Here is a 22,824-nt window from a genome sequence, read left to right as displayed (position 1 = left end):
CTTTCATCGCGGAGCCTCGTCGCCCTCAACGTGGAGCGCATCGGCTAGACCAAGCTCCTTGAGCGCCGTTCGCGTCTCTTGCAAATCCTGCTCGGCAATGCCGTTCGGCGGGGCGACCTCCACGACGACGCGCAGCTTGAGGCCCTTCGTCGAGAAACGCGAGACGACCTTGTTGTAGAACTGCGTCCACTTCTGCCATGGTACGGCGCCCTCCCACCGGAAGCTTGAAAAGCTCCGTGCAGGCGGCGGCCTGGACGACGGCTGTGTGCCACCGCTCCCACCCGTTCCACCCCCGCCTCTATCCGAGGGAGGAGGCGGGCGCGGTGTCGTAGGCGGTTTCGGCGGACCGCCCTCCTCAATGACCCGCTCGGCGTCCTCCTTACGGAGCACCATGACGTCGTCGCGGATTTCGATGTCCGACACCGAAAGCGTCTTTCGGAACACAAACGGCTCGTAGCGGTCGCCGCGCTTTCCGGCGTAGGCTAGCTGCCCCTCCGCGACGCCTCTAGCGATCGTGTTCGTTACCACGTCGGGGCTCGACAACCGGGCGAGCTTCGGCGAGGCATAGAAGGCATCGCGGAGCGCCTTGGTGCTCCACTCCGGAAGCGCCGGTGGCCAGTTGTTGACCAGCGTCCTTACGCTCACCGAGTCCGACAGGAGATCGACCGCCCGGAGCTGTCCGAGAATGAGGTCCATGATCGACGGGGCGGCGCTCGAATGGATCTTCCCGAGATCGATCTTGCGAAGCGCGTTGTTCTCGTCGAGCAGGAACACGTTCTTGTACGCTTGCCACACCGCCTCGCGGAGATAGCTCCTGGACTTGCTGACGTTCTCCTTCAGCTGCTTCACCTGAGTCTCATCGAGCCTAAGCTCCTCCTTGTCGCCGAGGATATCTTCCCACGCGAGCAGCTTCCGCGCTTCGTCCCGAAGGGTCCCGGTGTCCTCGGCCGCGACCAGGAGAACGGCGCTCTTGAACACCCGTGACGACTGTCCGTGCTCGCGGACGATCGTCTCGAGGAGCGTTTGCGTCCCCGGCTCCCTGATCGCGCGATCGGGAGCCATCACGGCGAGCACGAGCATGGCCCGATCGGGAATATCAGAGGACTTTTCCGGGAAGCAGATGCGCTCAATCCCGCCGCCCTTGCTGAACTCGTCGCGGATCGCCGTCCGCAGCTGCTCGTCTATCTTCGGAGCGGACACGCTCGCACGCCGATCCGCGAGGAGCTTGTTCAGGTTCGCCTTGAATCCGAACCGATAGCCCCCCTTCTCTGCGTGCAGGAAATAGCAAGCCTCATTGAGCGCATCGAGGCATTGCTCGACGCTGGCGAGATCGACGCCGGGCTCGCCGACCGCCAGCCGAATCTCCGGGACGGATGCAGCCGCCTTCTGCTGTCCGCCGTTCGACTCGAAAAAGATCGTCGTCGCCACCTTCCGGTGGAGGCGAGCCTTCTTCACCGCTTCGGTCGCCTCCCGGTCAAGGCAGAGCGCGTGGGCTTCGGGGCGACCGGCCACGTCCGCCGTCACCGCCGCCTCGAGCCGCTGCTCGCCGAGCTGCTCGAACAGCGCGGCCCGGAAGTTCAGATCGTCAAGCGGCGCGGTTCCGAGGGAGATAAGAGGGTCCTTCTCGCCACCCTTGTACCCGCCCTGGTATGCACGCGAGACCCAGAGCGCGAGCAAGCGAAGAACGCCACGGGTTTGCTGAAAACGCGGAAGCGCCTGCCACTTGCGCTCGAAGACCGAGAGCGCGATTGGGTGGAAGGGATACGTCGCGGCGAAGGTCTCATAAGCGGTATCGACCGGAAACCAGGTCGGCACCTCGTTGCGATGTTCCTCTAGCCAGTCGGCATACTCGCGAACGGTGGGCTTTGCGTCGTGCGGCAGCCCCTCCCACTCGAAGATGCGTCGGCGGATGATCTCCGAGGTCTCCGTCTCCGCAGACATCATCGACGCCTTGCCGAGTCGGTCCAGAAGTTTCTTGAAACGTTCGAAGTCGGACTGGTCCTCGGCTGTCATCTCCAGCTCCGAAGCCGGGATCGACACCGCGAGCACAACGTTCTTCCTTCCTCGCGCCGTCTCCGAGAGGTTGTGCAGGAAGTTGTAGAGCTGGGCGCCAAGGCCGCTCTTCCGAGCGCGACTCGCGTAATTCATCAGCTCGTCCATCAGGATCAGCGTCGGCCTGCCCTCGGGCAGCATCTTGCCGATCACGTCACCGCCCGGCGCGGTCAGTGTGCGCTCGTGCTCGGCGACCAAATCCAGCATCTCGGCACCGCCGAGTTGGAAAGCGATCTCCCCCCACGGCGTCTTGCGGACCGGGGTTCCGTCTGTCCCCCCGCGACCCGAGATCGAGTCGAACTCGGTGCCGACGAACACGGCGATGTTGGCGTCCGGGACCCGCTCGACCCCGGCCGCACTCAGGATGCCAGGGACTCCCTTCCACGTAGCCGCGTCTTCGCCGCCGTGCGCGAGGTGATAAAGACAGAGGAGGGAGTGCGTCTTGCCGCCGCCGAACTGCGTGGAGAGGTTGAAGACGGGCGAGGTCTCGACGTGGACACCGCTCAAGCGGCGGACGACTTCGGAGGCAAGGGCGCCCAGGCTCCTTGTGATGAAAGTCCGCTCGAAGAACTCCTTCGGGCTCTGGTAGACCTTCGGCGCTCGACCGTCGCGGACCTGATCGAGATGGACCGCGAATTCGGACGCGTCGAGGGGCTTGCCGTCTCGAAGATCCTCACGCGGGCTGATGACCTTGTACCAGGGCTTGAGGGGCATGCGGTCAACCTTGCTTGGGAGCTGAGATGTCGAATGGGTTGAGGAGTGCGACACCGGTTCGCGCCACATCGCGAACGTTTCGGGTCACCAGCGTAAGTCCGTTCACGATGGCGGTCGCAGCTAGGAGGCCATCGATTATCGGGAGTGGATCCGGAGCCGACAGTCGACCCCACACTCGCGAGATCTCCACGGTTACGGGCAGCACCCGATCACGATAGTTCACCTCCAGTGCTGAGGCCCAAGCTTCGATAGATGCGGCTGCGCACGCGTCCGTGCGACGCAACACAGTGATCCCTTTTTGAAGCTCTCCGATCACGAGGACAGACAAAAAGAGGTCTTCTCCAGCTGTCGCCGCAATCCAAGCGGCGACACTGGGATGGCATCGATTTCTCTTGCGCAGCTCGGATACGACGTTGGTGTCCATCAAGTATCGCACAAGTCAACCTCGCGACCATAGTCGAGGGGGCGTTCGAAGAGAGAATCATCACCCACATCGGGCATCGACAGGAGGAACGCCTTGAAATCTCTCGCGGGCCCGAGCTCTGTTCCTGAGATTGCTCCCGTATCGTGTGGCGCCCTCTCCTTCTCAGCGGAGGTTGCCAGCGTGATATCGTTCACCGCTTCCGGCGCGACGTCCCCTCGAGCAACCCAGAAGACCGCAGCCGCCTGCCGCATCTCCTCCGCGACCTGCTGCGGCGTCTTGGGTATACGGAACGCTTCGTCTCGAATTTCCAGGATTACTCGCATACAAACCTCCGCTACCTCAGAATCCTAGCCCCTTCTTGCGGGCGAGCACGCCGTCGACCCACCGCTTCTCGGCCGAGCTCGTCGGGTACAGCTTCGATAGCGAGTCGGCGAGCTTCCAGAAGCGGGCATCCTTACCCACCCCCTCCCCCACGATAAACCGCCTGAGGGCCTCCGATCGGCCGGCGCCGAAGAGGATCATCGCCTGGTGGACGCGATCGAGCGTCGTCTCGCCGACCTTTGGCGTACCTGCATCGCCGAGAAAACCTTGCTGCTCGGCGGCTTCGAGCTCCGCGAAGAGACCGAGCTGCTTCTTCTTGGCCTTGGTGGGTCTGGACCCCGACCGCTTCGCATCCTGGTCGTCCTTCGCGAAGAGGTGCTTGGCGCGCTCGGCAACGGAGAGCAAGCGGGCCTTGTCTCCCTTCACCTCGACGACGTCCGTGAGCTTTTCCAGGTGAGCGCCGAGTCCCTGCGCAATCTTCCTAGCAGCGTCGTATTCGAGGACGAAGCCGGCAAGCGCCTTTCCCTGGGCGCCGGGACCTTCATCGTCATCGTCGCCTTCCTCAGCGGACTCATCTCTCGGGGCCGCGGTCGAGCCGACTGATCCTGTGCCCAACGTCCAAAGCCACATTGCTGAGAGCCGTGCGTCTTCCTCGAGTCCACTCGCGTCCGCCCCATCGAACATCAACGAGAGCGCTTCCTTCGAGACCGCGGCCCACACTTGTTCGAGATATTCCCTGAGGGTGACCACCTCGCCCGACGCCTTTTCGACGCGAGAGTAACGCGAGAAAACTTCGATAGCCGGACCGAGGCATGCGAAGATCGCGTCAGCGCCGACCACGCCCTCTTCCGCGAGGCGTGGCATCCACTCGTGAATGCGCACTGGAAGCTCTGCGAGCACGGAACGCCACGAGCCAGTTAAATCGGTTTGCGAACCATCGGGCGCTTCGCGCGGACGACAGGCGAGATGAATCGACGAAGCGAGAGCGGCCGCTCCGTGCGCCCTCAGTCGACCAGGCCGCTCGGTATCGAGTGGCCACGATGCTGAAATTTGCCAGCCTGCATCGAGCATGGCTTGTAGCTGAGCTTCCCAGCCCGCCGTCGACTTGTGAGCGAATACCACAACGCCGATTCCGTTCGGCTTCGTCACGCGCCGCGCCTCTGCCATCGCTGTGCGCATCTGCTCTCGAAAGTAGGCACCGTCCTTTGGACGTCCTTCTGGCGACATAGCAACGGGATTGTACACGCACTCGCGCGCCTTCTCCGTGAGCGGTGCACTCATGAAGCCAGGATACAGCTCGTGCAGCGAACGCCTGAGCCAAACATAGAAGAAGTCTGACAGATAAGCATACGGCACCGAGTCGTAGTATGGCGGATCCGTGATCACCGCGTCAACAGAATCGTCTGGCAGAGGCAGTGACGTCGCAGACGCGCATTCTGCAGATCCGTGCTCATTACCCAGATTCGACAGCGATTCCAGAACATCAAGAACATGTCCCAGGCAGCGGTCGAACCCGCCCCCAATCTCCTCGAAGGGGAACGCCTCCACAAAATCCCACACCATAGAGAGAGCCTGACGACTGAACGTGTTCCCCACCTTTTGATCCACAGGAATCCAGCGAGTGAGCGACGTCCAGTAATCGGCGCAACGGCTCGGCACCATCGATAAACACGTAACGACCGCCTTGGCAAAGGCGGGATCTGCATACTCCGCCTCGATATACCTTCGCACCTGGTCAATGTGCCGGACCAGAGTAGCAAGCGCGAGGAGCTGACGCGACGTGAAGAGATCTGCCCATTGGGTCATCCCATATAGGTCCACCCGTATCGGGTTGTTCTTCCACATCCGTTCACGGGGAACCTCGTCCTCTGGAATCAGTGAAATCGTCGTCAACCTGTGAGCCCGCACTTCCTTGAGCGCACAGCATGCCGACATTGCAGCCTCGTGATCTTCATCCGTCGGAAGACGGTATACGCGCCCACTTCGACCGGGGTGAGATTCGATAGCGCATACAAGGCGCGCTTGATCTCCACCACCTCGACGCTTGACCAACTGCTCTCTTACACGACTATTGGGTGTCGTGTAGTTACATACCGGACACGTTGCAGAGCCTCGGCGCACCGTCCCGGCCCCGACATGGCTTGATGCGACCCCTTCGCAGATCTCGAAATTGACTACCCTATTCGTGGAATCGGCAAGAATCCGGAGGGCGACCTGCGTGTTACAACCCTTCGCGAGCCAAAGGGAGCGGAGGAGGGGGATCTCAGCACCACAACCGGGGCCTTCGCAACAGATTGTGCGGGCCCAAAGATATGCTAGAGGCCTGGTCGCATCCTTCGCTACCGGATAGTAAGGCGCCAGGTCGGTTTGTGCGGCACGACCTACGCGTTCGCCCCATTTGCGCACCTCCGCCGACAATCGCGTACCGTACTTAGGAACGTACTCCACGAGAATCTTGTTAAGCAATACAGGTATCGGATTGAGATCGAAGGCAAACGCCGTAGCACCGAGACGAAGTGCTTCGAGTGGAAACGACCCGCCACCCGCAAACGGATCGAGCACCGCTGGTGTCGTATGTGAATCCTTCTGGATCTCAACGTGCGCCGCGTGCACGGCTGCACGCGCATTTTCGAGCGCATCTTTGTGCGAAGCCAATTCTGGATTCGCGAAGTCTCCCACGAAATCCAATAGAGCGGTCCGAAGCTGAAGCGAGTCGTTCAAGTCGCGGACCGGGCCACCGTACTGGTTGCGGTGCCTAGTAAGTATCGTACGAATTTTGTCGCGGTATACATCAGAGCACGCAGAATCGGCAGGGTCGGGACAGAGTGCTGCAAGCGTCACCGCTCGGCATGCCGACGTCGGACGGCGAGCCCACCACAGATGCAGAGTTGAAATGTGTCCCCGGAGCTTCGACTTCTCCTTCAGAGAGTACTCAGAAATCCTACGGATCGGCAGATCCACTTCGATCAGCCGCTTGGGGTACGCCACCGCCGTCACTTACTCTCCTTCATCTCACCCGCGTTCCGCTCGTCCTTCGTCTCGCCCGCGAGGATCGTCTGCGGCATCGCATGGTAATGCTCGACCCTTACCACCGGCTTCCACCCGAGCCGCGCCGGGTCCTGCACCGGGTGGAGCTCGGGCTTCTCTGCGCAGTTGAACACTACGTACAGCCAGTAGTCCTCGCCGAGCCGCTGCGCCGTCCGGTACTCGTTCGCCGACAGTCCTACCTCACCGATCCCGGCGCGGCCCTTCACCTCGATGAACCGCACCATGGTGAACGTCTTCGCGTCGTGCGGATGCGGCTTGCGCGAGATGAGGTCGAACCCCTTGTTCTCCGTCTCCACGCTCTCGACGACCCAGCCGCGCGCCTGCTCGTACCGGATGGCCTGCTGCACTGCGATCCGCTCGATCTCCTCGTCCCGAACCATCGGGGCGATGGTCGGCTGGTCGCGGTCCGGGTGCGGTCTCACCCACGCGCGGCCAACGAACTCGATGTCCGCGATCGTGCAGAGCCGCTCCATGTCGAGCTGCTTCAGCCTCGACTCCAGACGCTGGTTGAGCTCCTCGACGTGCTGCTCCGCTTGCGCGATGAGCCCCTGGAGCCCGGAGACTCCGTCTCCGTCCGCAAGCCGCTCCTGGTAGTCCCCGAGCTGCACCTGCGCCCGGTTGATCAACTCGTTGAGCGAGATCTCGACGTGGGCGCGGACGCGGTTCGTCTCGCGCTCCCGCTCCCCCCTCGTCGCCTCGATCCACGGCTTGAGCGCCTCGGTAAGGAGCACCGCCTCCACGACCGCTCGGTCGGGGATCTCGAAAGGTGGAAGGAGCGCCAGGGCGGTCGGCGCGTGCGTTCCCCTCGGAGCGGGGATGAGGTCGAGGAAGATCGTCGGCTGCCGGATCGAGAGCCCGGCCCTATCCGCGCGGACGACGAACAACCTGCGGTGCAGGACGTTCGCTCGACCGTCCTTGATGGATGCGGCGATGACGTCGAGCCGGTACGGCTCCGCGCTGTGCAGGTCGTGGAAGACCGCCCCCCGCCGTAGATCGTCGGCTACCTTGTCGATGACCTCCGCCCGCGTCGCCTCGAAGAGCGGGTGGCCGGGCGTGACCCAGTCGAGGGTGGGGTCGCCCTTGAGCAGCTCCTTGTCGAACGCGATGCGCCCGTACTCCCTCGCGAGCGCGCCGAACCGAGGCTCCAGGGCCGGGCCGCGCACGAGCAGGGGCTTCGGGACCTTGCCGACCCGAAATACGTGCGCGCCCTGCTTCTCCGCCCTGAACGGCAGTCCCACGACGGGGCCGGCATGCAATGCGAAATCCTCGATGACCTCGGGCACGAGCCGCCGCTCCTTCGCTTCCGCCGTCTTGCCCAGGATCGCGCTCAGGTTCAGCTCGCGCCTGGCGAGCCCTTCCAGCGTAGACTCCGTAATCTGCTTGAATCGTCTAGGATCTAGCTCCGTGAGGACCCGGTCGTTGATGTCCTTCTCTCCAATCTTCCTGGCGTAGAGATCGCGGAACAACTTCTCGAGGAGGTTCGACGGGAACACCTCGCCGACCACATCGAAGACTTTGTCGGAGTCGAGGTCCTCCTTGATCTGCTTGAGGCGCGTCAGCAGCGTCCGCAAGACGCGCCCTTCGGCCGTGTTCTGCGCGACGAAGTTGAAGACTACGCATGGGTGCGTCTGGCCGTAGCGATGGATGCGGCCCATGCGCTGCTCCAGGCGCACCGGGTTCCACGGGATATCGTAGTTGATCATGAGCCAGCAGAATTGAAGGTTGATGCCTTCACCTGCGGCCTCGGTCGCGACGAGGACCTGGGCGGTCTGGCGGAACTCCCGTTCGGCGTGGATGCGGGTGCCCGGCGTGTCACGGTCGCCGACCTTCATGCCGCCATGGATCTGGGCGACCTTAAGGCCCCACTCCTGGAGTTTGCCCTTGGGTCGGTTTTCCTTCCCGTCCCCCGCGAGGTAGTCCAGCGTGTCCTTGTGCTCGGTGAAGATGAGCAGCTTCATCTTGGGGTCATCGAAAATTCCCCAGTTCTTGAGGACCTCGCGGAGCTTGCCGAGCTTCGACTCGACCTCGCGGACCTGCAGCCTCCGCGCCTCGTCGATGAGCGCTCCGAGCTCCTGGATCTCGGACCTCAGCTGCGCAGGATCGTAGGAGACGACCACGCTCTCCAGATCGTCGAGGATCTTTTGCTGGTCCTCCTCCGGAAGCTCGTCGAAGTCGTCGGGCAGCGACTTCTCGATCTGGGCCTTCTTGAACTTCCCCGGATCGTCCAGGATCTTCTGCCGGCGCTCGCGCATGCGCTCCAGGCTCCGGCGGGCGGCGAACACGCTGGACGCGAACCGCCGCTGAAGCATCGCCATCGTGAACCCCATGGCGCGCGCCGCGGGGGAGTCCTCGGTCGCCGCATTCGCGGACTGGTCGACGACGTACCTCGTGAGCGCGTCGTAGAAGCCCGACTCGTCGTCGTTCAGCTCGAACGCGGCGGTCTGCACGTCGCGATCGACGAAGAGCTTCTTGGCGTGGCCGGTGTCCGGATCAGGGAACGTGACCAGCGCCTCCTTCACCCGGCGCAGATAGAAGGGGGCGCTCTTCCTCCTCATCGCTTCTCTGAGGCTGGCCACATCGGCGTACACGTCAGGGTCGAGCAGCGTGAGGAATCGCCGGAAGTGATCGGGGTCGCCCTTGTGCGGCGTCGCGGTCATGAGGAGCAGGTGATCGGCCATCGAGGAGAGAACCGCTCCGAGCTGGAAGGCGAGGGTCGGCTTGTCGGCGAAGGTTGGGCTCATCTTGTGGGCCTCGTCCACGATCACGAGATCCCAGCGCGGCGCGCGGAGCAGGCTCTCCTTGGCGTCTTCCACACGCGAAATCCACGAGACGGACGTGATGACCTGGTCGTTCTCCTGCCAAGGGTTCGACCCGTACCCCGAGCGGAGGAGCTCGCTCTTCACCACGCGGAATTTCTCGCGGAACTTGTCGCGTAGCTCGCGCTCCCACTGAAAGGTCAAGTTCGCGGGTGTGACGATGAGCGTCCGCTTCACGAGCCCGCGGATCTTCAGCTCCTTGAGGAGCAGGCCCGCCATGATCGTCTTTCCGGCGCCGGGATCATCGGCGAGCAGAAAGCGGATGCGGGGGAGCTTGAGGAAGTACTCGTACACTGCTTCGAGCTGGTGCGGCAACGGATCGATCCGCGCGATCGACAGCGCGAAGTAGGGGTCGTACTCGTACGCGAGGCCGAGTCGTTGCGCCTCGACGCCCAGCCGGAATCGCTGAGCATCGCCGTCGAACGGCTCGTCCTTCGGGCTTACCGTGAGCTGCGCGATCTGCGCCGCGTCCAGGACAGGCTGGTGGACCTGATTGGTGCGGATCCCGCGGCCGATCAGCTTGATGGACAACCCCATCGGCACCGTCGCGATCACCTCGACCGGCTCCGGGAGGATCGGCCCCTCGACGATGGCGCCGGCCGTGAGGGCGTCCAGACTCCCCGCGGTCACGGCAAGACCCTCGCGCCGAGCTGCCGGGAGCCTGCGCTCACTTGATGGGCGATGGGAACGGGCCTCTTGAACGTCACGGCAGCAACTCGCATGGGTGGAGGACGAGGCTACGATAGCCCAGGCAGGAGGGGGAGCCGGTTCCTCCCGGGATCATCCGCGTCCGCGTTTCAGCGACCCCAGTGCTTGCTCGCCTGCCCGGTACGGGCAGCACCTCCCGTCGCGCTGCCGACACCCGGCAGCGCTTCCCCCTCACCCCTGCCGGGCGTCGGCAGCGCTTCCCCTCACCCCTGCCGACGCCCGGCAGCGCTTCCCCTCACCCCTGCCAGGCGTCGGCAGCGCTTCCCCTCACCCCTGCCAGGCGTCGGCAGCGCTTCCCCTCACCCCTGCCGACGCCCGGCAGCGCTTCCCCTCACCCCTGCCGACGCCCGGCAGCGCTTCCCCTCACCCCTGCCGACGCCCGGCAGCGCTTCCCCTCACCCCTGCCGACGCCCGGCAGCGCTTCCCCTCACCCCTGCCGACGCCCGGCAGCGCTTGGCCGAGTCGCCCGGTTGCGCACAATAGTGGATTTCACTATCCTGCCATCGCGAGGAACGCCGATGAGAGGGACGGGAGCGGCGAGGCGGAGCCGGGGCGAGGAAGGCGGTCCGGCGGGGCGTGGCTCGGACGAGGAGAGCGGCCCGGTCAGCGTGGTGCTCCCGGCCGAGCTCCGGGTGCGGCTCCAGGCCGAGGCGAAGAAGCGCGGCCTCAAGCTCTCCCCCGCGATCCGCGCGCTCCTCAGCGAGCGCGTCCAGGAGCTCGACGACGCGGAGCAACTCAGCCGGGCGGAGGAGTGGCAGCGAGCTCAGGTCTGGGCGGTCTGGGAGCGGATGAAAGCGGGAGACCACGACGAGGCCTCGCGCCAGGAGCTCGACTCCATCTTCGACAAGGCGCTCCCTGACGCCCCTCGTCGCCGCGCCCGCTGAGACGGAGCTCCGCGTGGGCCGCCGCGTCCGCTTCCGCCGCGAGTTCGCCTGCGACCTCCGCGATCAGGTGCGCTGGCTCGAAGAGAACCGCGGGAGCGCGTGGGTGGAGCGCTTGCGAACCGGCCTCGACGAGGCCGTCGAGCTCCTCGCCCGCTTCCCCGCGATCGGCCCCGCCGAGCCGAAGAACGACGAGGACCGAGCCGTCGTCCGCAAGCTCCTCCTGCGCAAGCTCCCCTACGTCATCTGGTACCTCGCGGACACCTCCGACCCCGGCGCCGACCTCTGGCTGCTGCGCCTCTTCCACGCGCGACAGGACCGACCACCGGCCGGGACCGGTCTCCCTCCTCGTCGGCCGCGGAAGAGGTGATCGGGCCACGCATCGGAAGGCGTCGGATCGCTCATCCCCTGCCAGCCAGCCGCAGCGCTTCCGCGCTCGGCTCCCCGCGGCGCCCAGCGTGCTATGCACGCGCCGATGAGCGACGTGGTGGTGATCGGGGGCGGCGTGGCCGGGTGCGCCTCCGCGCTCGCGCTCGCGCGGCGCGGGCTCTCCGTTCGCGTCCTCGAGCGCAACCCGGGTGAGGGCGCCTCCTGGGCGGCGGCCGGGATCCTCGGCCCCCAGCTCGAGGCGGCGGGCGACGGCCCCCTCGCGCGGCTCTGCCTCGCGAGCCGCGCCCTGTATCCGGAGCTCGTCGCGTCGCTCGCCGAGGCGACAGGCATCGACGTGGGCTTCCGGCAGAGCGGCGCGCTCCGCGTGGCCTTCACCGCCTCCGGCCGCGAGGAGATCGCCCGCGAGGTCGCCTGGCAACGAGAGGCCGGCCTCGCGGTGGAGCTCTGCGACGGCGGCGGGGCCCGGGCGCGCGTGCCTTCGCTCTGCGCCGAGGTCGCCGGCGGCGCGTGGTTCGCCGACGAGGCGCGGCTCGATCCGCCGTCGCTGATGCGCGCGCTGCGGATCGCGGCGGAGCGCACCGGCGTGCAGTTCCGGGCGGGCGCGGCGGTCCGGCGCGTCCTCGTCGATCGGGCGCGGGCGCGCGGCGCGCTGCTCGAGGACGGCACCCGGGTCGAGGCGGACTGGACGGTGCTGACCGCGGGGAGCTGGTCGTCGCTGATCGAGGGGTCCGGCCTCGCCCCCGCCGCGGTGCGGCCGGTGCGCGGGCAGATCGTCGAGCTCACGCCGGCGTCGCCGCCGCTCACGCAGGTGGTCTACGGGCCCGGGTGCTACCTGTCGCCGCGCGACGACGGGCGCGTGCTCGTGGGGGCGACCGTCGAGCTCGCCGGCTTCGTGCCCGCGGTGACCGCCCGGGCCGTGCGCGACCTCCTGACCGCGGCGCTCCGGCTCGTGCCCGCCCTCGAGGACGCGCCGCTCGGCAGGACCTGGGCCGGCCTCCGGCCGCACCCGAGCGACGAGCTGCCGATCCTCGGACAGGGCGAGCTCACCCACCTGATCTTCGCGACAGGGCACTTCCGCAATGGCGTCCTCCTCGCCCCGGTGACCGCGCAGATCGTCGCGGCGCTCATCGCGGGAGAGCAGCCGCCGCTGGACCTGTCGCCCTTCTCGCCCGCGCGGCCCGGCATCGCCGGCTGAGCGCGGCGGCTACCGGCGGGCCGGCGGCCGCTGGCCCCGAACCGCCGCCTCGCCGCGGCACGCCCGCGCCGCCCGGCGGCCAGGCCGGGGCGGGCCCGCGTGCGCTCGCCGCGCGGGGCGCCTACGCTGAGCGCCGCGATGCCGCCCACCTGCGAGCTCATTCCCATCCGGTTCTACTTCCATTGCGGCTGGGCCATCCAGGTCGATCCCTCCTTCGAGTCCGAGCTCCTGTACGGCGGGGAGACGCTGCGGATGTTCGATCCCGGCGAGCGCCGGGAGGTCTCGCTCTCGTCGATGATCTACCGGCGGCACGACGGCGCGCCCTTCACGGCCGAGGAGGTGCTGGACACCTTCCCGCCGCGCGAGATGTCGGGGCTGCGCTACGAGCACCGGAGGGGGCAGCTCGCGGGCGCCGGGCTGTGGATGCAGGGCGAGAGCGATGACGAGCCGGAGCCAAGCTGGGTGCTCATGGCCATCATGGTGTGTCCCGAGGCCGGCCGGCTCGCGCGCTGCACCATCGTCTGCAAGGAGGAGTCGCACCGGGACTGGGCCGTCGACACCTGGAAGAGCATCACGCGGACCCCGCCGCCCGTGCAGCCCGGGCCCGGCGCGGCCGCGAGCTAGCGCCGCGTCGCCTGAGCCCGTCCCTGGCTCCGCGGGAGGGCTCCCCGGGCCTATCGTGGACGCGCGACCAGGGACGAACGCGGATCCCCTCTGCATGGCCGAGGAACAGGCGCCGTCTACGGACCGCGCGGGGCGCCGGGCCATGCCCGCATCGCGGCCTCCGCGACCGCGCTGAGGCCCTCCCGTGACGCGCCGTCCCGCGCCTGGACCGACATCCCCAGCATGAGGGTCAAGTAGAACGTGGCCAGCGCGGCGGCGTCCGTGTCGGACGCGAGCTCGCCGGCCTCGATGCCTCGCTGGATCCGCGCCTGGAGCGAGGCGTGCCAGCCCTCTCGGTGCCCCCGCAGCAAGTCCTGTACGGGCCGGGCGCCGGGGGAGCACTGGGTCCCGGCCAGCGCGATCATGCACCCGGACGGATGCTCGGGTCGGGTGAACTCGTCGGCCGCCGCGTCGAGCAGCCGCTGCACCGCGCCCCGGGCCGTCGGCTCCTCGGCAAAGATGCAGCCCATGTTCCCGCCCCCCCTGGCGAGATACCGATCGACCGCCGCCCGGAAGAGCTGCTCCTTGCCCCCGAACGTCGCGTAGAGGCTCGACGGGCTGATGCCCATCGCCGCGCTCAGCTCGTCGAGCGACGTCGCCTCGTACCCCCGGTCCCAGAACAGGACCATGGCCCGCTCCAGCGCCGCCTCCTGATCGAAGCAGCGCGGCCGCCCTCGCCCCCGCTGGACCCCCTCCGCCGCTTTTTTCATAACGATCGCTCCATAAATCGCTTGACGGACAGCAACAACCTATTAGCTTCTTTTTCAGGAACGATCGTTCCAAAAAAGGAGCTTGTCTCGATGGGTACGTTGAAGAACAAGGTTGCGCTCGTCACCGGGGGTTCGCGGGGTATCGGGGCGGCGATCGCCAGGCGCCTGGCGCACGAGGGCGCCTCCGTGGCCCTCACGTATGCCGCGTCGCCCGAGAAGGCAGCCGAGGTGGTGCACGCCATCGAGGCGGCGGGCGGCAGGGCGATCGCTCTCCGGGCGGACAGCGCCGACGTCGAGGCGGTGAGGGGCGCCGTCGCCCAGACGGTGAAGATCTTCGGCCGGCTCGACGTGCTGGTGAACAACGCCGGCGTCGCCGCCCTCGCGCCCATCGATCAGTTCTCGCTGGAGGAGTTCGATCGCCTCATGGCGGTGAACGTCAGGGGCCTCTTCGCCGCCACGCAAGAGGCCGTCCGCCACATGGGCGAGGGTGGGCGCATCATCAACATCGGGAGCATCAGCAGCGACGGAGCGCTCATGCCCGGGATGGCCGTCTATGCCGCGACAAAGGCAGCGGTCGCCGGCCTGACACGCGGCTGGGCCCGGGATCTCGGTCCGCGCGGCATCACGGTCAACAACGTCCAGCCTGGCCCCGTGGACACCGACATGAACCCGGTCGACGGCCCGCTCGCCGCCGCGCTGAAAGGCCAGATCCCCGTGCAGCGCTACGGAAAGGGCGACGAGGTCGCCGGCATGGTGGCGTACCTGGCCGGCCCCGAGGGCGCCTTCGTCACGGGTGCCCACCTGAAGATCGACGGCGGCATCACCGCCTGATCGGTCAGGTCGACGGGTCGGGAACTTTCCGCGGGCCTCGCCGTGTCATGGGAGTGTCTGGGAAACGAGGCGAGGCAAAGCCCTCCTGCTCCCGGTCCAGCGATGCCCACGTCTCCCCACACATCATTCCTCGCTCGGCTCCTCGCCGAGCTCCCGTGCCTCCTGCGCGCGGCGCGTCGCCTGACGCGCTCGGAGCAGGACGCCGAGGATCTGGCGCAGGCGACGGTCGTGCGCGCGATCGAGCGGCACGCCGACCTGCGCGACGAGGATCGCATGCGCGCGTGGCTGCTCCGCATCGAGCGATCGGTGCTGCTCAACGCGACGCGCGGCGCGCGGCAGCGCCTCGAGGTGATCGAGGGCGGCCGCGGCGCCGAGTCGGTGCCGGAGCCGCAGGGCGATCTGGAGGCGGAGCTCCTCGAACGCGGCTTCGCGGACGAGGTCGAGCGCGCGCTCGCGCGCCTGCCCCCGGAGTGGCGCGAGGCGTTGCTGCTACGGGAGGTCGAGGATCTTTCCTACGAGGAGATCGCCGATCTCCAGGCGTGCCCCGTGGGCACAGTGCGATCACGGCTCTCGCGGGCGCGGCTGGCGCTGGTCGAGGGCCTCTCCGAACGGCACGAGGAGACGTCATGGCAGGCTGCAACCGCGAGTGGTTCGAGAGCATTTCGGCGTGGCACGACGGCGAGGTGACGCCCGAAGACGCGGTCCGGATCGAGGCGCATGTCGCCGGCTGCGGGCCCTGCCGGCGCGCCGTGGAGGTCGTCGGCAGCGTGCGGCGCGCGCTCGTCGCGAAGGCGGACGGGGAGGTCCCGAAGCGCCTGCGCGATCGGGCGGAGGCCGCCGCCGCGCGGAAGGCGCGCGCGCCGCGCCGCGGCCCCTGGGTGGTCACGGCCGCCCTCGCCGCGGCCGCGGCGGCCGCCGCGTTGCTCGTCGGCAGCCCGGGCCGAGGCGTGGGCGCGGCGATGGCGGACGAGCTCGTGAGCCACCACGTGCGTGGCTTCGCGCGCGAGCGCCCGTGCGACTTCGAGTCCTCCGATCCGGGCGCCGTCGCCGGATGGCTCGAGGGGAAGCTCGGCTACGCGGTGACCGTCCCGGCGCTGTCCGGCGCCCGGCTGCTCGGGGCGCGCCTCTGCCAGATCGGGGGCACGCGCACGGCGGCGCTCATGTACGCGAGCGGCGACAAGCCGCTCACGGTGTTCGTGCCGCCGCCCGGCTCCGACGCCGCGACGGCCGCGCGCGTGCTGGCCGGGCGCAGCGTGGGGTGCACCCGGGGGCCGCTCGGCAACGCGATCTGCGCGAGGAGCGTGGAACAGCCGGTGCTCGCGGTCGCCGAAGTGGACATGGCGGCGCTCGCGCCGGCGCTCGGCAGGCGCTGATCCCGGCCATCACGAGGACCCATGACGATCGGCTCATTGCTGACGCTCTTTGGCGCGGGGCTCTTGACGTTCGCGTCGCCCTGCGTGCTCCCGATGCTCCCCGTCTACCTGTCGGCCCTCGGCGGCGCCGGGGCGCTCGGCGGTCCAGACCGCGCGGCGGTGCAGCGCAGCGTGCGCCTCGCCGGCGTCGGCTTCGCGATCGGCCTCGCGATCGTGCTCGTCGCGCTCGGCGCCGGCGCGTCGGTGATCGCCGCGGCGCTCGCGCCCCATCGGCACGCGTTCACCGTCGCGTCCGGCGCGATCCTCGTGCTCTTCGGCGCGAAGCTCCTCGGTGTGCTGCGCCTCCCGTGGCTGGAGCGCGAGGCGCGCCCGCTCCTCTCCCGCCTCCCGCGCGCGGGCGGCTTCTGGGGAGGCATGCTCTTCGGGATCGCCTTCGCGGCAGGGTGGACGCCGTGCGTCGGTCCGGTGCTCGGCGCCGCGTTGACCTACGCGGCCAGCGCGGGTGCCAGCCCGCTCACCGGCGCGATCCAGCTCGGCGCTTACGCCGCGGGCCTCGCCGCGCCGCTCGTCGTCGCGGCCTTCGCCGGGCCCGCGGCCGTCGAGCTGGCACGTCGCCTGGTGCCGGCCACGCCGGTCCTCCAGCGCGTGACGGGGGCGCTGCTCGTGGTCCTCGGCATCGCGTTCGCGACCGGCCGTCTGGACGCCCTCTCGCCGGCGCCCGCGGCGGCCGTGGCGGCAAGCGCGCCCTGCGACGGCGGCCCCGCCGGCGCGTGCGCGGCCCCGGAGGGCGTCGTGGAGCACGGCGACGTCACGCTGATCGAGGGAAAGCCTCGGCTTGTCGAGTTCGAGAGCGCGCACTGCGCGGTGTGCGAGCGCATGGCGCCGCTCGTGAAGGAGCTCGAAGCGCGCTGCACCAAGGAGGCCGACACCGTCCTGCGCATCCGGGTCGACGATCCGCGCGGGCAGGCCCTCGCGGCACGCTACGGCGTGCGCTTCGTGCCGACGTTCCTCAGCGTCGACGCCGCGGGGCAGGAGGTGGAGCGCGCCGTCGGCGAGCTGCCTCGCCAGCGGCTCGCGAGCCTGCTCGGCGACGTCCGTGGCGAGGCTTGCCCCCCTGCATTGTGAGGCCCCCAGGGCGCGGGATTGCTCCCGCAATCTCCCCGCCAGCCACCCGAGCTTCGCGGACGAAAGCATCGGACAGGTTGAAGCTCGCCTGAGCTCAACAGGATGCGCCACCCGCCGGACAAGCCGGGGAGAACGCTGGAAGGACACGAGTACGAGAAGGAGAGAGACCGCAAGGGCGCGAGAGGCGCAAGGAAGCAGAGATACAGGGATGAAATCTCTTCCCCTCTTCCCCCTTGCGTCCCTTGCGGTCCTCTTCCCATCTGCTGATTTCCTCGGGATTTTAACGTAATCGGCGCACTGGCCTAGGCCCCCGCGAGGCGCGCGCGCACCTTGGCGAGCACCGCGACGTCGGCGGGCGGAAAGAGCTCGTCCCGGAGCTCGGGCACCTCGGCCCAGCGCACGGCGGCGACGTCGAGCGCCACCGGAGCGGGAGACCCTTCGGCGAAGGAAGCCTCGTAGAAGAGCAGCAGCACCGGCTTCGCCGGATAACGGTAGTAGGTCACCTCCACGATATCGCCGACGCGGGCCTCCACGCCGATCTCCTCGCGCAGCTCGCGGACGAGGGCGTCCCGTGGATCCTCGCCGGCCTCGACCTTGCCGCCCGGGAACTCCCACGCGCCCTCGAGGTGGGCGCCCACCTTGCGCTGCGTGAGCAGCACGCGGCCACGCTCGATGACGACGGCGGCGGAGACGAGGACGAGAGCAGGCGACGGATCGGACGCGGCGGACATGGGCGCCTAGATTGTCGACCGCGGCGCAGAAGACAAGGCCGGAGAGGCGCTCACGACAGCTCCGCAGCGAAGAACCGCATTGGCCGGATGCGGTCAGATCCGGCGAGAAAGTCGCCTCGATAGAGGGAATGCGCCGCAAGAGAATGCGCGCCGCGGCGCGGGCGACCAGGCCGCGGCGTGAGGCGCGAGGAGCGGCCGCGCTCGGGGGTGTCGCGCGGCGCTGCGCCGTCACATGGCGGCGGCGCCGCGGGGCGCGCCTCTGCCGGGATGGCCGCTGCGCTCGCCGGCCCCGGCGACGAGCGGCGCGGCGGCCTCGCCGGGAGCGAGCCCGCTTCCCTTTGCCGCCGAGGTATGGGATGCGCCTCGCATGAGCGTCACATACCGGGAAGCGGGGGTCGATATCGATGCAGGGGACGCGCTCGTCGAGCGCATCAAGCGGCTCGCGAAGCCGACGCGCATCCCCGAGGTGCTGGGCGACGTCGGCGGGTTCGCCGGGCTGTGCGCGCTGCCGAGCGGACTGTCCGAGCCGGTGCTTGTCAGCGGCACCGATGGGGTCGGCACCAAGCTGAAGGTGGCGTTCGCGACGGGCGTTCACGACACGGTCGGCATCGATCTCGTCGCCATGTGCGTGAACGACGTCGTGACGGTCGGCGCGCGGCCGCTGTTCTTTCTCGACTACTTCGCCACCGGCAAGCTCGACGTGGACGTGGGCGAGGCGGTGGTGCGCGGCATCGCCGAGGGCTGCAAGCAGGCCGGCTGCGCGCTCATCGGCGGCGAGACGGCCGAGCTTCCGGGAATGTACGCCGAGGGCGAGTACGACCTCGCCGGCTTCGCCGTGGGCGTCGTCGAGCGCTCGCGCATCCTCGACGGCAAGCGGATCGCGGTCGGCGACGCCGTGATCGGCGTGGCGTCGAGCGGGTTGCACTCGAACGGCTTCTCGCTCGCGCGGCGGGTGCTCGAGAAGGAGATGGGGCTCCGGATGAGCGACCGCGTGGACGATCTCGGCGCGACCGTGGGGGAGGCGCTGCTCACGCCGACCCGCATTTACGCCCGCGCGATCACGGCGCTCCTCGCGGCCTGCGGCGATGCGGTCCGGGGGCTGTCGCACATCACGGGCGGCGGCCTGCCGGGGAACCTCCCGCGCGTGCTGCCCGACGGGCTGGGCGCGCAGCTCGACCTCGGCTCGTACCAGCGGCCGGCGGTGTTCCAGGTGCTCCAGCGCGGCGGGCCGGTCGAGGAGGCCGAGATGCGGCGCACGTTCAACCTCGGCGTCGGGCTTGTCGCGGTCGTGGAGAAGGGCGCCGCGGACCGGGCCATCGAGGCGTTCGCCGGGAGCGGGGAGCGGGCCTGGGTGCTCGGCGAGGTGGTGTCGGTCGGCGACGTGCCCTTCGAGGAGCGCGTCCGGTTCGGATGAGGGAGCCGGCGAGCGCTGGGCGCGGCGCGCGGGCCGCGACGAGCAAGGGGGCCGGCGCGGCCCGCGCTCACCCGTCTTCGAGCCGCGATCTCAGCTTCTTGATCGCCTCGTCGATGGTCCGGTTCGTCTTGTAACAGGGCCTCACCGCCGTCTCGAGCACGACCAGGGTGCGCTGGTCGCCCTCGGAGACGGCGCGATCGAGGAACGGTATCTTCTCGCCGCACGTGGCGTCGCGCAGCTCGAAGGAGATCCGGACGGCGGGCGTCCCGCGGGCTGCGATCTCCGGATCGCGGAGCAGCTTCGCCGCGCGGGTGGCCGGGGTGGAGCGGCCGCGGGTCTCGACGATCTCGTAGAGCACGTCGAGGCCGGCGGTCCCGAAGCGGCTCGCGAGCGCATCGAAGACCTTGTCGGCGAGCTCGCCGCCCGTCTTCGAGATGGCGATGGCGACGTTGCGCGCCGCGATCGCGATCGCGCGCTCGCGCAGCGCGGTCGGATCGCGCTCGGCGAGCAGGTTGAGCGCCTCGGCGGCCTTCACCCACCGGCGCGCCCTGGAGGCGTCGGTGAGCGCCTTCCGAGCCGCGTCGTCGGGCGGAGGCTCGGCCGGCGCGTCGGGTACGGCGGTCGTTGCCGGCGCAGCGGCCTCGGGCGCCGCGGCGGCCGGCGCGGGCTCGCTCGTGGCGAGCGCGCTCGCGGGCGGGCTCGTCTGGCCGAGCTGGGGGTCCGGCTCGGGCGGGGCGCGCCCGCCGCTGGCGAGCGCTGCGATGACGCCCGCGGCGAGGAGGACGCCGCCCAGGTACGGGGCGATCCGGCGCAGGCGGCCGCCGAGGCCTCCGTGACTCGGTCGCGACGCGCGCGCTTCCTGGGCTGCGCGCTTCCGCCTGGCCTTCTCCTCGCGCTCCTTCGCGGCGCGCTCGGTCTCCTCGGCGAGCTTCCGCCTGGCTTCTTCCTCGCGCTCAAGGGCGATGCGCTCTGCCTCGGCTGCCTCGAGCTCCCGCAGCAGCGTCGGGGCGAAGGCAGGCCGCGAGCCGCTCATCCGTTCGGAGGTCGGCTCCGAGGCGGGCGCGTCCTCCTCCGCGGGCGGCTCGTCCGGCGGCGGTGACGCCGGCGCTGCGGCAGGCGGCTCCTTCTCCGGCGGCTGCGCTTTCGCGGACGGCGCTGGTGTCTTCGCCGACGCGGGCTCTTGCGCGGAGGGCTCCGGCGGATTCGAGGGCGCCGGCTGCGCTGCGGACGACGACGGCGGCTTCGACGACGCCCGCTCCGCTGCGGGTACGGACGACGGCTTCGACGACGCCCGCTCCGCTGCGGGCGCTGACGGCGGCTTCGACGACGCCGGTTCCGCCGCAGGCGCTGACGGCGGCTTCGACGACGCCGGCTTCGATGACGCCCGCTCCGCGGCATGCGCTGACGGCGGCTTCGATGACGCCCGCTCCGCGGCATGCGCTGACGGCGGCTTCGACGACGCCCGCTCCGCTGCAGACGCAGACGGCTCCTCCGTACCCGGCAGCGATGGTTGCTTCGGCGAGGGCTCCGACGGACCACGCTCCGACGGCTCGGGCGCCGGCTCCTCCATCGGCGGCCGCGCGGACGTCGGCCCCGCCGGCTCCTTGGACGCCGGCTCTTCCAGCGACCCTGCCGGCCCCACGGGCGCCAGAGACGGCGCCTCCAGCGGTAGCGGCGTCGAGACCGGCTGCGCCGGCTCCTGCAACGCCGGCTCCTGCAACGCCGGCTCCTGCAACGCCGGCTCCTGCAACGCCGGCTCCTGCAACGCGGCCTGCTCCTGCGATCGCGGCGACGGCGGGCCAGCGGCCTCGCGGGCGGCTTCCTCCCGCGAGAACGCCACCTGCGCCATGAACGCCGCGCCGCCCACCGCGGTCGGGCGCGAGTCGCTCGACAGCCGCGCCTCCTCGGCCTCGGCCTCCTCGGCCTCGGAAGCTGCACGGCCGGCGGCTTCCTCCCGCGAGAACGCGACCTGGGCCATGAACGCCGCGCCGCCCACCGTGGTCGGGCGCGAGTCGCGCGTCAGCTCGGCGAAGAGGGTCGGCGTGTCGCGCACCGGCGTCGGCCGCGACTGACTGGCAACGTCTTCCTTGTCCTCGGCCGCCTCCACCGGCGCCGTCGCCCCCACCAGCGCCCAGTCGCTCTCGCGCGCCGGCTCCGGCGCGCTCGCGCCGCTTCCGGCCGGCTCGCCGGCTGCCTGCTGCGCAGCCGGCGCCAGCGCGTCCGCCACATCCGTCAGCGAGACAAGGCACGAGTCCCCGAGGACGATCGCCGAAGCGCCGCCGGAGCCGGCCTCGGGCTCGCGCGACAGCGCGCTGGGCAGGGGCGGCCGGTTGCTCGGCACGCGCGCCGCATCTGCGATCGCGGGCACCGACGTCATCTCCGCCCTCGACCCCATCTCCGCCCTGGGCTCGACCATCACGATCCCCGACGCGGCGCACGCCTCGTCGAGCGCCGCGATCAGCTCCGCCGCGCCCTCGAAGCGGGCGCGCGGCTGCTTCTCGAGGAGGCGCCGCACGACCGCCTCGATGGCCGGCGGGACCGCGACGCCGGGCGCATGCTCGGCGATCGCCGGAACGGGCGCGCTGCGCTGCTGGTTGAAGAGCGCGACCGGATCCTTGGCCAGGAACGGGTGCTTGCCGGCCAGCATCTCGTAGAAGATCAGGCCGAGGGCGTACAGATCCGCGCGCTCGTCGACGAAATCCATCCCGAGCGCCGACTCGGGGGCGAGGTAGGCGATGGTCCCGAAGATCACCCCGGCCGTGGTGAGCCGGACCGGGAGCGGCTCCCCCTCCCTCCGCACGGACTCCGGCGACGCGCCGGATCGGCGCAGCTCGTCGACGCTCACCTTCGCGAGGCCGAAGTCGATGAGCTTCACGAAATCGCCCTGCGGCTCGACGACCATCACGTTCCGCGGCTTCACGTCGCGGTGGACGATGCCCATCGCGTGGGCCGCCCCGAGGCCCGCCGCGAGCTGCCTGGCGATCAGGGCGGCGCGCGCGGCGGGCATCGGCCCCCGCCGGATGATCTCGTGGAGCGTCGTGCCGCGGACGTACTCCAGGACCAGGAAGAACGAGCCGTCTTCTGCCTCGCCGAAATCGGTCGCGGTCGCGACGTTCCGGTGCTGGATGTGGGCGCCGGCGACCGCCTCGCGCTCGAAGCGCTGCACGAGCTCGGGGAGCCGCTCGGTGTCGGGGTGCAGGATCTTGATCGCGACGCGCTTGTGCATGTGCACGTGCTCGCCGCGATAGACCGCGCCCATGCCCCCCATGGCGATGACCTCGTCGATGCGGTACCGCTTCGAGATGACCCGCCCGAGGTAGGACACCGCTCGGTGCTTCGCGGCCTCGTCGGCGGTCAGGGGCGGCTCGGGCGGGCGTTCCGGCATCGTGGCGGGCGCCACCCTAACCCGAGCGGCGCGGCATTGGTAG

17 protein-coding genes and 1 pseudogene are annotated in these 22,824 nt (G+C 69.3%); 9 read left to right on the top strand and 9 right to left on the bottom strand.

Annotation, left to right across the window (positions count from 1 at the left end; genetic code table 11):
• Window positions 1-3 precede the first annotated feature (3 nt).
• The 6 genes and pseudogenes from WME75_RS43950 to WME75_RS43925 form a co-directional block, all read right to left on the bottom strand.
• On the bottom strand, window positions 4-2,766 hold the full coding sequence (locus WME75_RS43950; RefSeq protein WP_437483908.1) for an ATP-binding protein: 2,763 nt from the start codon (window positions 2,764-2,766) through the stop codon (window positions 4-6).
• Window positions 2,767-2,770: 4 nt separating this feature from the next.
• Entirely contained in the window at window positions 2,771-3,190 is a 420-nt protein-coding gene (locus WME75_RS43945) for a type II toxin-antitoxin system VapC family toxin (RefSeq protein WP_437495050.1), read from the bottom strand.
• On the bottom strand, window positions 3,190-3,513 hold the full coding sequence (locus WME75_RS43940) for a hypothetical protein (RefSeq protein WP_437483906.1): 324 nt from the start codon (window positions 3,511-3,513) through the stop codon (window positions 3,190-3,192). The genes WME75_RS43945 and WME75_RS43940 overlap by 1 nt, the downstream gene beginning before the upstream one ends.
• A gap of 16 nt (window positions 3,514-3,529) precedes the next feature.
• Window positions 3,530-5,404, bottom strand: coding sequence for a DUF1156 domain-containing protein (locus WME75_RS43935; RefSeq protein ID WP_437495104.1), 1,875 nt, complete (start codon window positions 5,402-5,404; stop codon window positions 3,530-3,532).
• A 924-nt stretch (window positions 5,405-6,328) separates the two neighbouring features.
• Window positions 6,329-6,472: pseudogene (locus WME75_RS43930) on the bottom strand (DUF1156 domain-containing protein); the annotation flags it as partial.
• 32 nt (window positions 6,473-6,504) lie between these two features.
• Entirely contained in the window at window positions 6,505-9,912 is a 3,408-nt protein-coding gene (locus WME75_RS43925) for a protein NO VEIN domain-containing protein (RefSeq protein WP_437495048.1), read from the bottom strand.
• A 689-nt stretch (window positions 9,913-10,601) separates the two neighbouring features.
• On the opposite strand from WME75_RS43925, the gene WME75_RS43920 reads away from it, so the two are divergent.
• From WME75_RS43920 to WME75_RS43905, 4 genes are all read left to right on the top strand, one after another.
• Window positions 10,602-10,967, top strand: coding sequence for a hypothetical protein (locus WME75_RS43920; RefSeq protein WP_437483904.1), 366 nt, complete (start codon window positions 10,602-10,604; stop codon window positions 10,965-10,967).
• Between the two features lie 13 nt (window positions 10,968-10,980).
• Entirely contained in the window at window positions 10,981-11,334 is a 354-nt protein-coding gene (locus tag WME75_RS43915) for a type II toxin-antitoxin system RelE/ParE family toxin (RefSeq protein ID WP_437483901.1), read from the top strand.
• A 105-nt stretch (window positions 11,335-11,439) separates the two neighbouring features.
• Window positions 11,440-12,549, top strand: coding sequence for a glycine oxidase ThiO (gene thiO, locus WME75_RS43910; RefSeq protein WP_437483898.1), 1,110 nt, complete (start codon window positions 11,440-11,442; stop codon window positions 12,547-12,549).
• Window positions 12,550-12,687: 138 nt separating this feature from the next.
• The gene (locus WME75_RS43905) at window positions 12,688-13,173 is read left to right on the top strand and encodes a hypothetical protein (protein WP_437483896.1); all 486 of its coding nucleotides are present in this window, start codon (window positions 12,688-12,690) and stop codon (window positions 13,171-13,173) included.
• A 116-nt stretch (window positions 13,174-13,289) separates the two neighbouring features.
• On the opposite strand, the gene WME75_RS43900 is transcribed toward WME75_RS43905, so the two are convergent.
• Entirely contained in the window at window positions 13,290-13,922 is a 633-nt protein-coding gene (locus WME75_RS43900; protein WP_437483893.1) for a TetR/AcrR family transcriptional regulator, read from the bottom strand.
• A gap of 90 nt (window positions 13,923-14,012) precedes the next feature.
• Here WME75_RS43900 and WME75_RS43895 point away from each other — a divergent pair, with 90 nt between their 5' ends.
• From WME75_RS43895 to WME75_RS43880, 4 genes are all read left to right on the top strand, one after another.
• On the top strand, window positions 14,013-14,753 hold the full coding sequence (locus WME75_RS43895; protein WP_437483890.1) for a 3-oxoacyl-ACP reductase family protein: 741 nt from the start codon (window positions 14,013-14,015) through the stop codon (window positions 14,751-14,753).
• A gap of 102 nt (window positions 14,754-14,855) precedes the next feature.
• Window positions 14,856-15,440 carry an RNA polymerase sigma factor gene (locus tag WME75_RS43890; RefSeq protein ID WP_437483887.1) on the top strand — a complete coding sequence of 195 codons (585 nt, stop codon included), beginning with the start codon at window positions 14,856-14,858 and terminating at the stop codon, window positions 15,438-15,440.
• Window positions 15,380-16,126 (top strand): zf-HC2 domain-containing protein, encoded by a 747-nt coding sequence (locus tag WME75_RS43885; protein ID WP_437483884.1) that lies wholly within the window; start codon window positions 15,380-15,382, stop codon window positions 16,124-16,126. The genes WME75_RS43890 and WME75_RS43885 overlap by 61 nt, the downstream gene beginning before the upstream one ends.
• Before the next feature lie 21 nt (window positions 16,127-16,147).
• The gene (locus WME75_RS43880; protein ID WP_437483881.1) at window positions 16,148-17,251 is read left to right on the top strand and encodes a cytochrome c biogenesis protein/redoxin; all 1,104 of its coding nucleotides are present in this window, start codon (window positions 16,148-16,150) and stop codon (window positions 17,249-17,251) included.
• A 302-nt stretch (window positions 17,252-17,553) separates the two neighbouring features.
• Here the strand turns inward: WME75_RS43880 and WME75_RS43875 are convergent, their stop codons facing one another.
• Window positions 17,554-17,982: a (deoxy)nucleoside triphosphate pyrophosphohydrolase gene (locus WME75_RS43875; RefSeq protein ID WP_437483878.1), complete on the bottom strand. Its 429-nt coding sequence runs from the start codon at window positions 17,980-17,982 to the stop codon at window positions 17,554-17,556.
• A gap of 367 nt (window positions 17,983-18,349) precedes the next feature.
• Here WME75_RS43875 and purM point away from each other — a divergent pair, with 367 nt between their 5' ends.
• On the top strand, window positions 18,350-19,396 hold the full coding sequence (gene purM, locus WME75_RS43870; protein WP_437483877.1) for a phosphoribosylformylglycinamidine cyclo-ligase: 1,047 nt from the start codon (window positions 18,350-18,352) through the stop codon (window positions 19,394-19,396).
• 67 nt (window positions 19,397-19,463) lie between these two features.
• Here the strand turns inward: purM and WME75_RS43865 are convergent, their stop codons facing one another.
• The gene (locus tag WME75_RS43865; RefSeq protein WP_437483874.1) at window positions 19,464-22,781 is read right to left on the bottom strand and encodes a protein kinase domain-containing protein; all 3,318 of its coding nucleotides are present in this window, start codon (window positions 22,779-22,781) and stop codon (window positions 19,464-19,466) included.
• Window positions 22,782-22,824: the final 43 nt, after the last annotated feature.

Origin of the sequence: Sorangium sp. So ce1014, from assembly GCF_051521505.1 — a bacterium.
GTDB lineage: Bacteria > Myxococcota_A > Polyangia > Polyangiales > Polyangiaceae > Sorangium.
The sequence above is the reverse complement of the archived record's forward strand: the minus strand, read 5'-3'. Positions and strand labels throughout refer to the sequence as shown.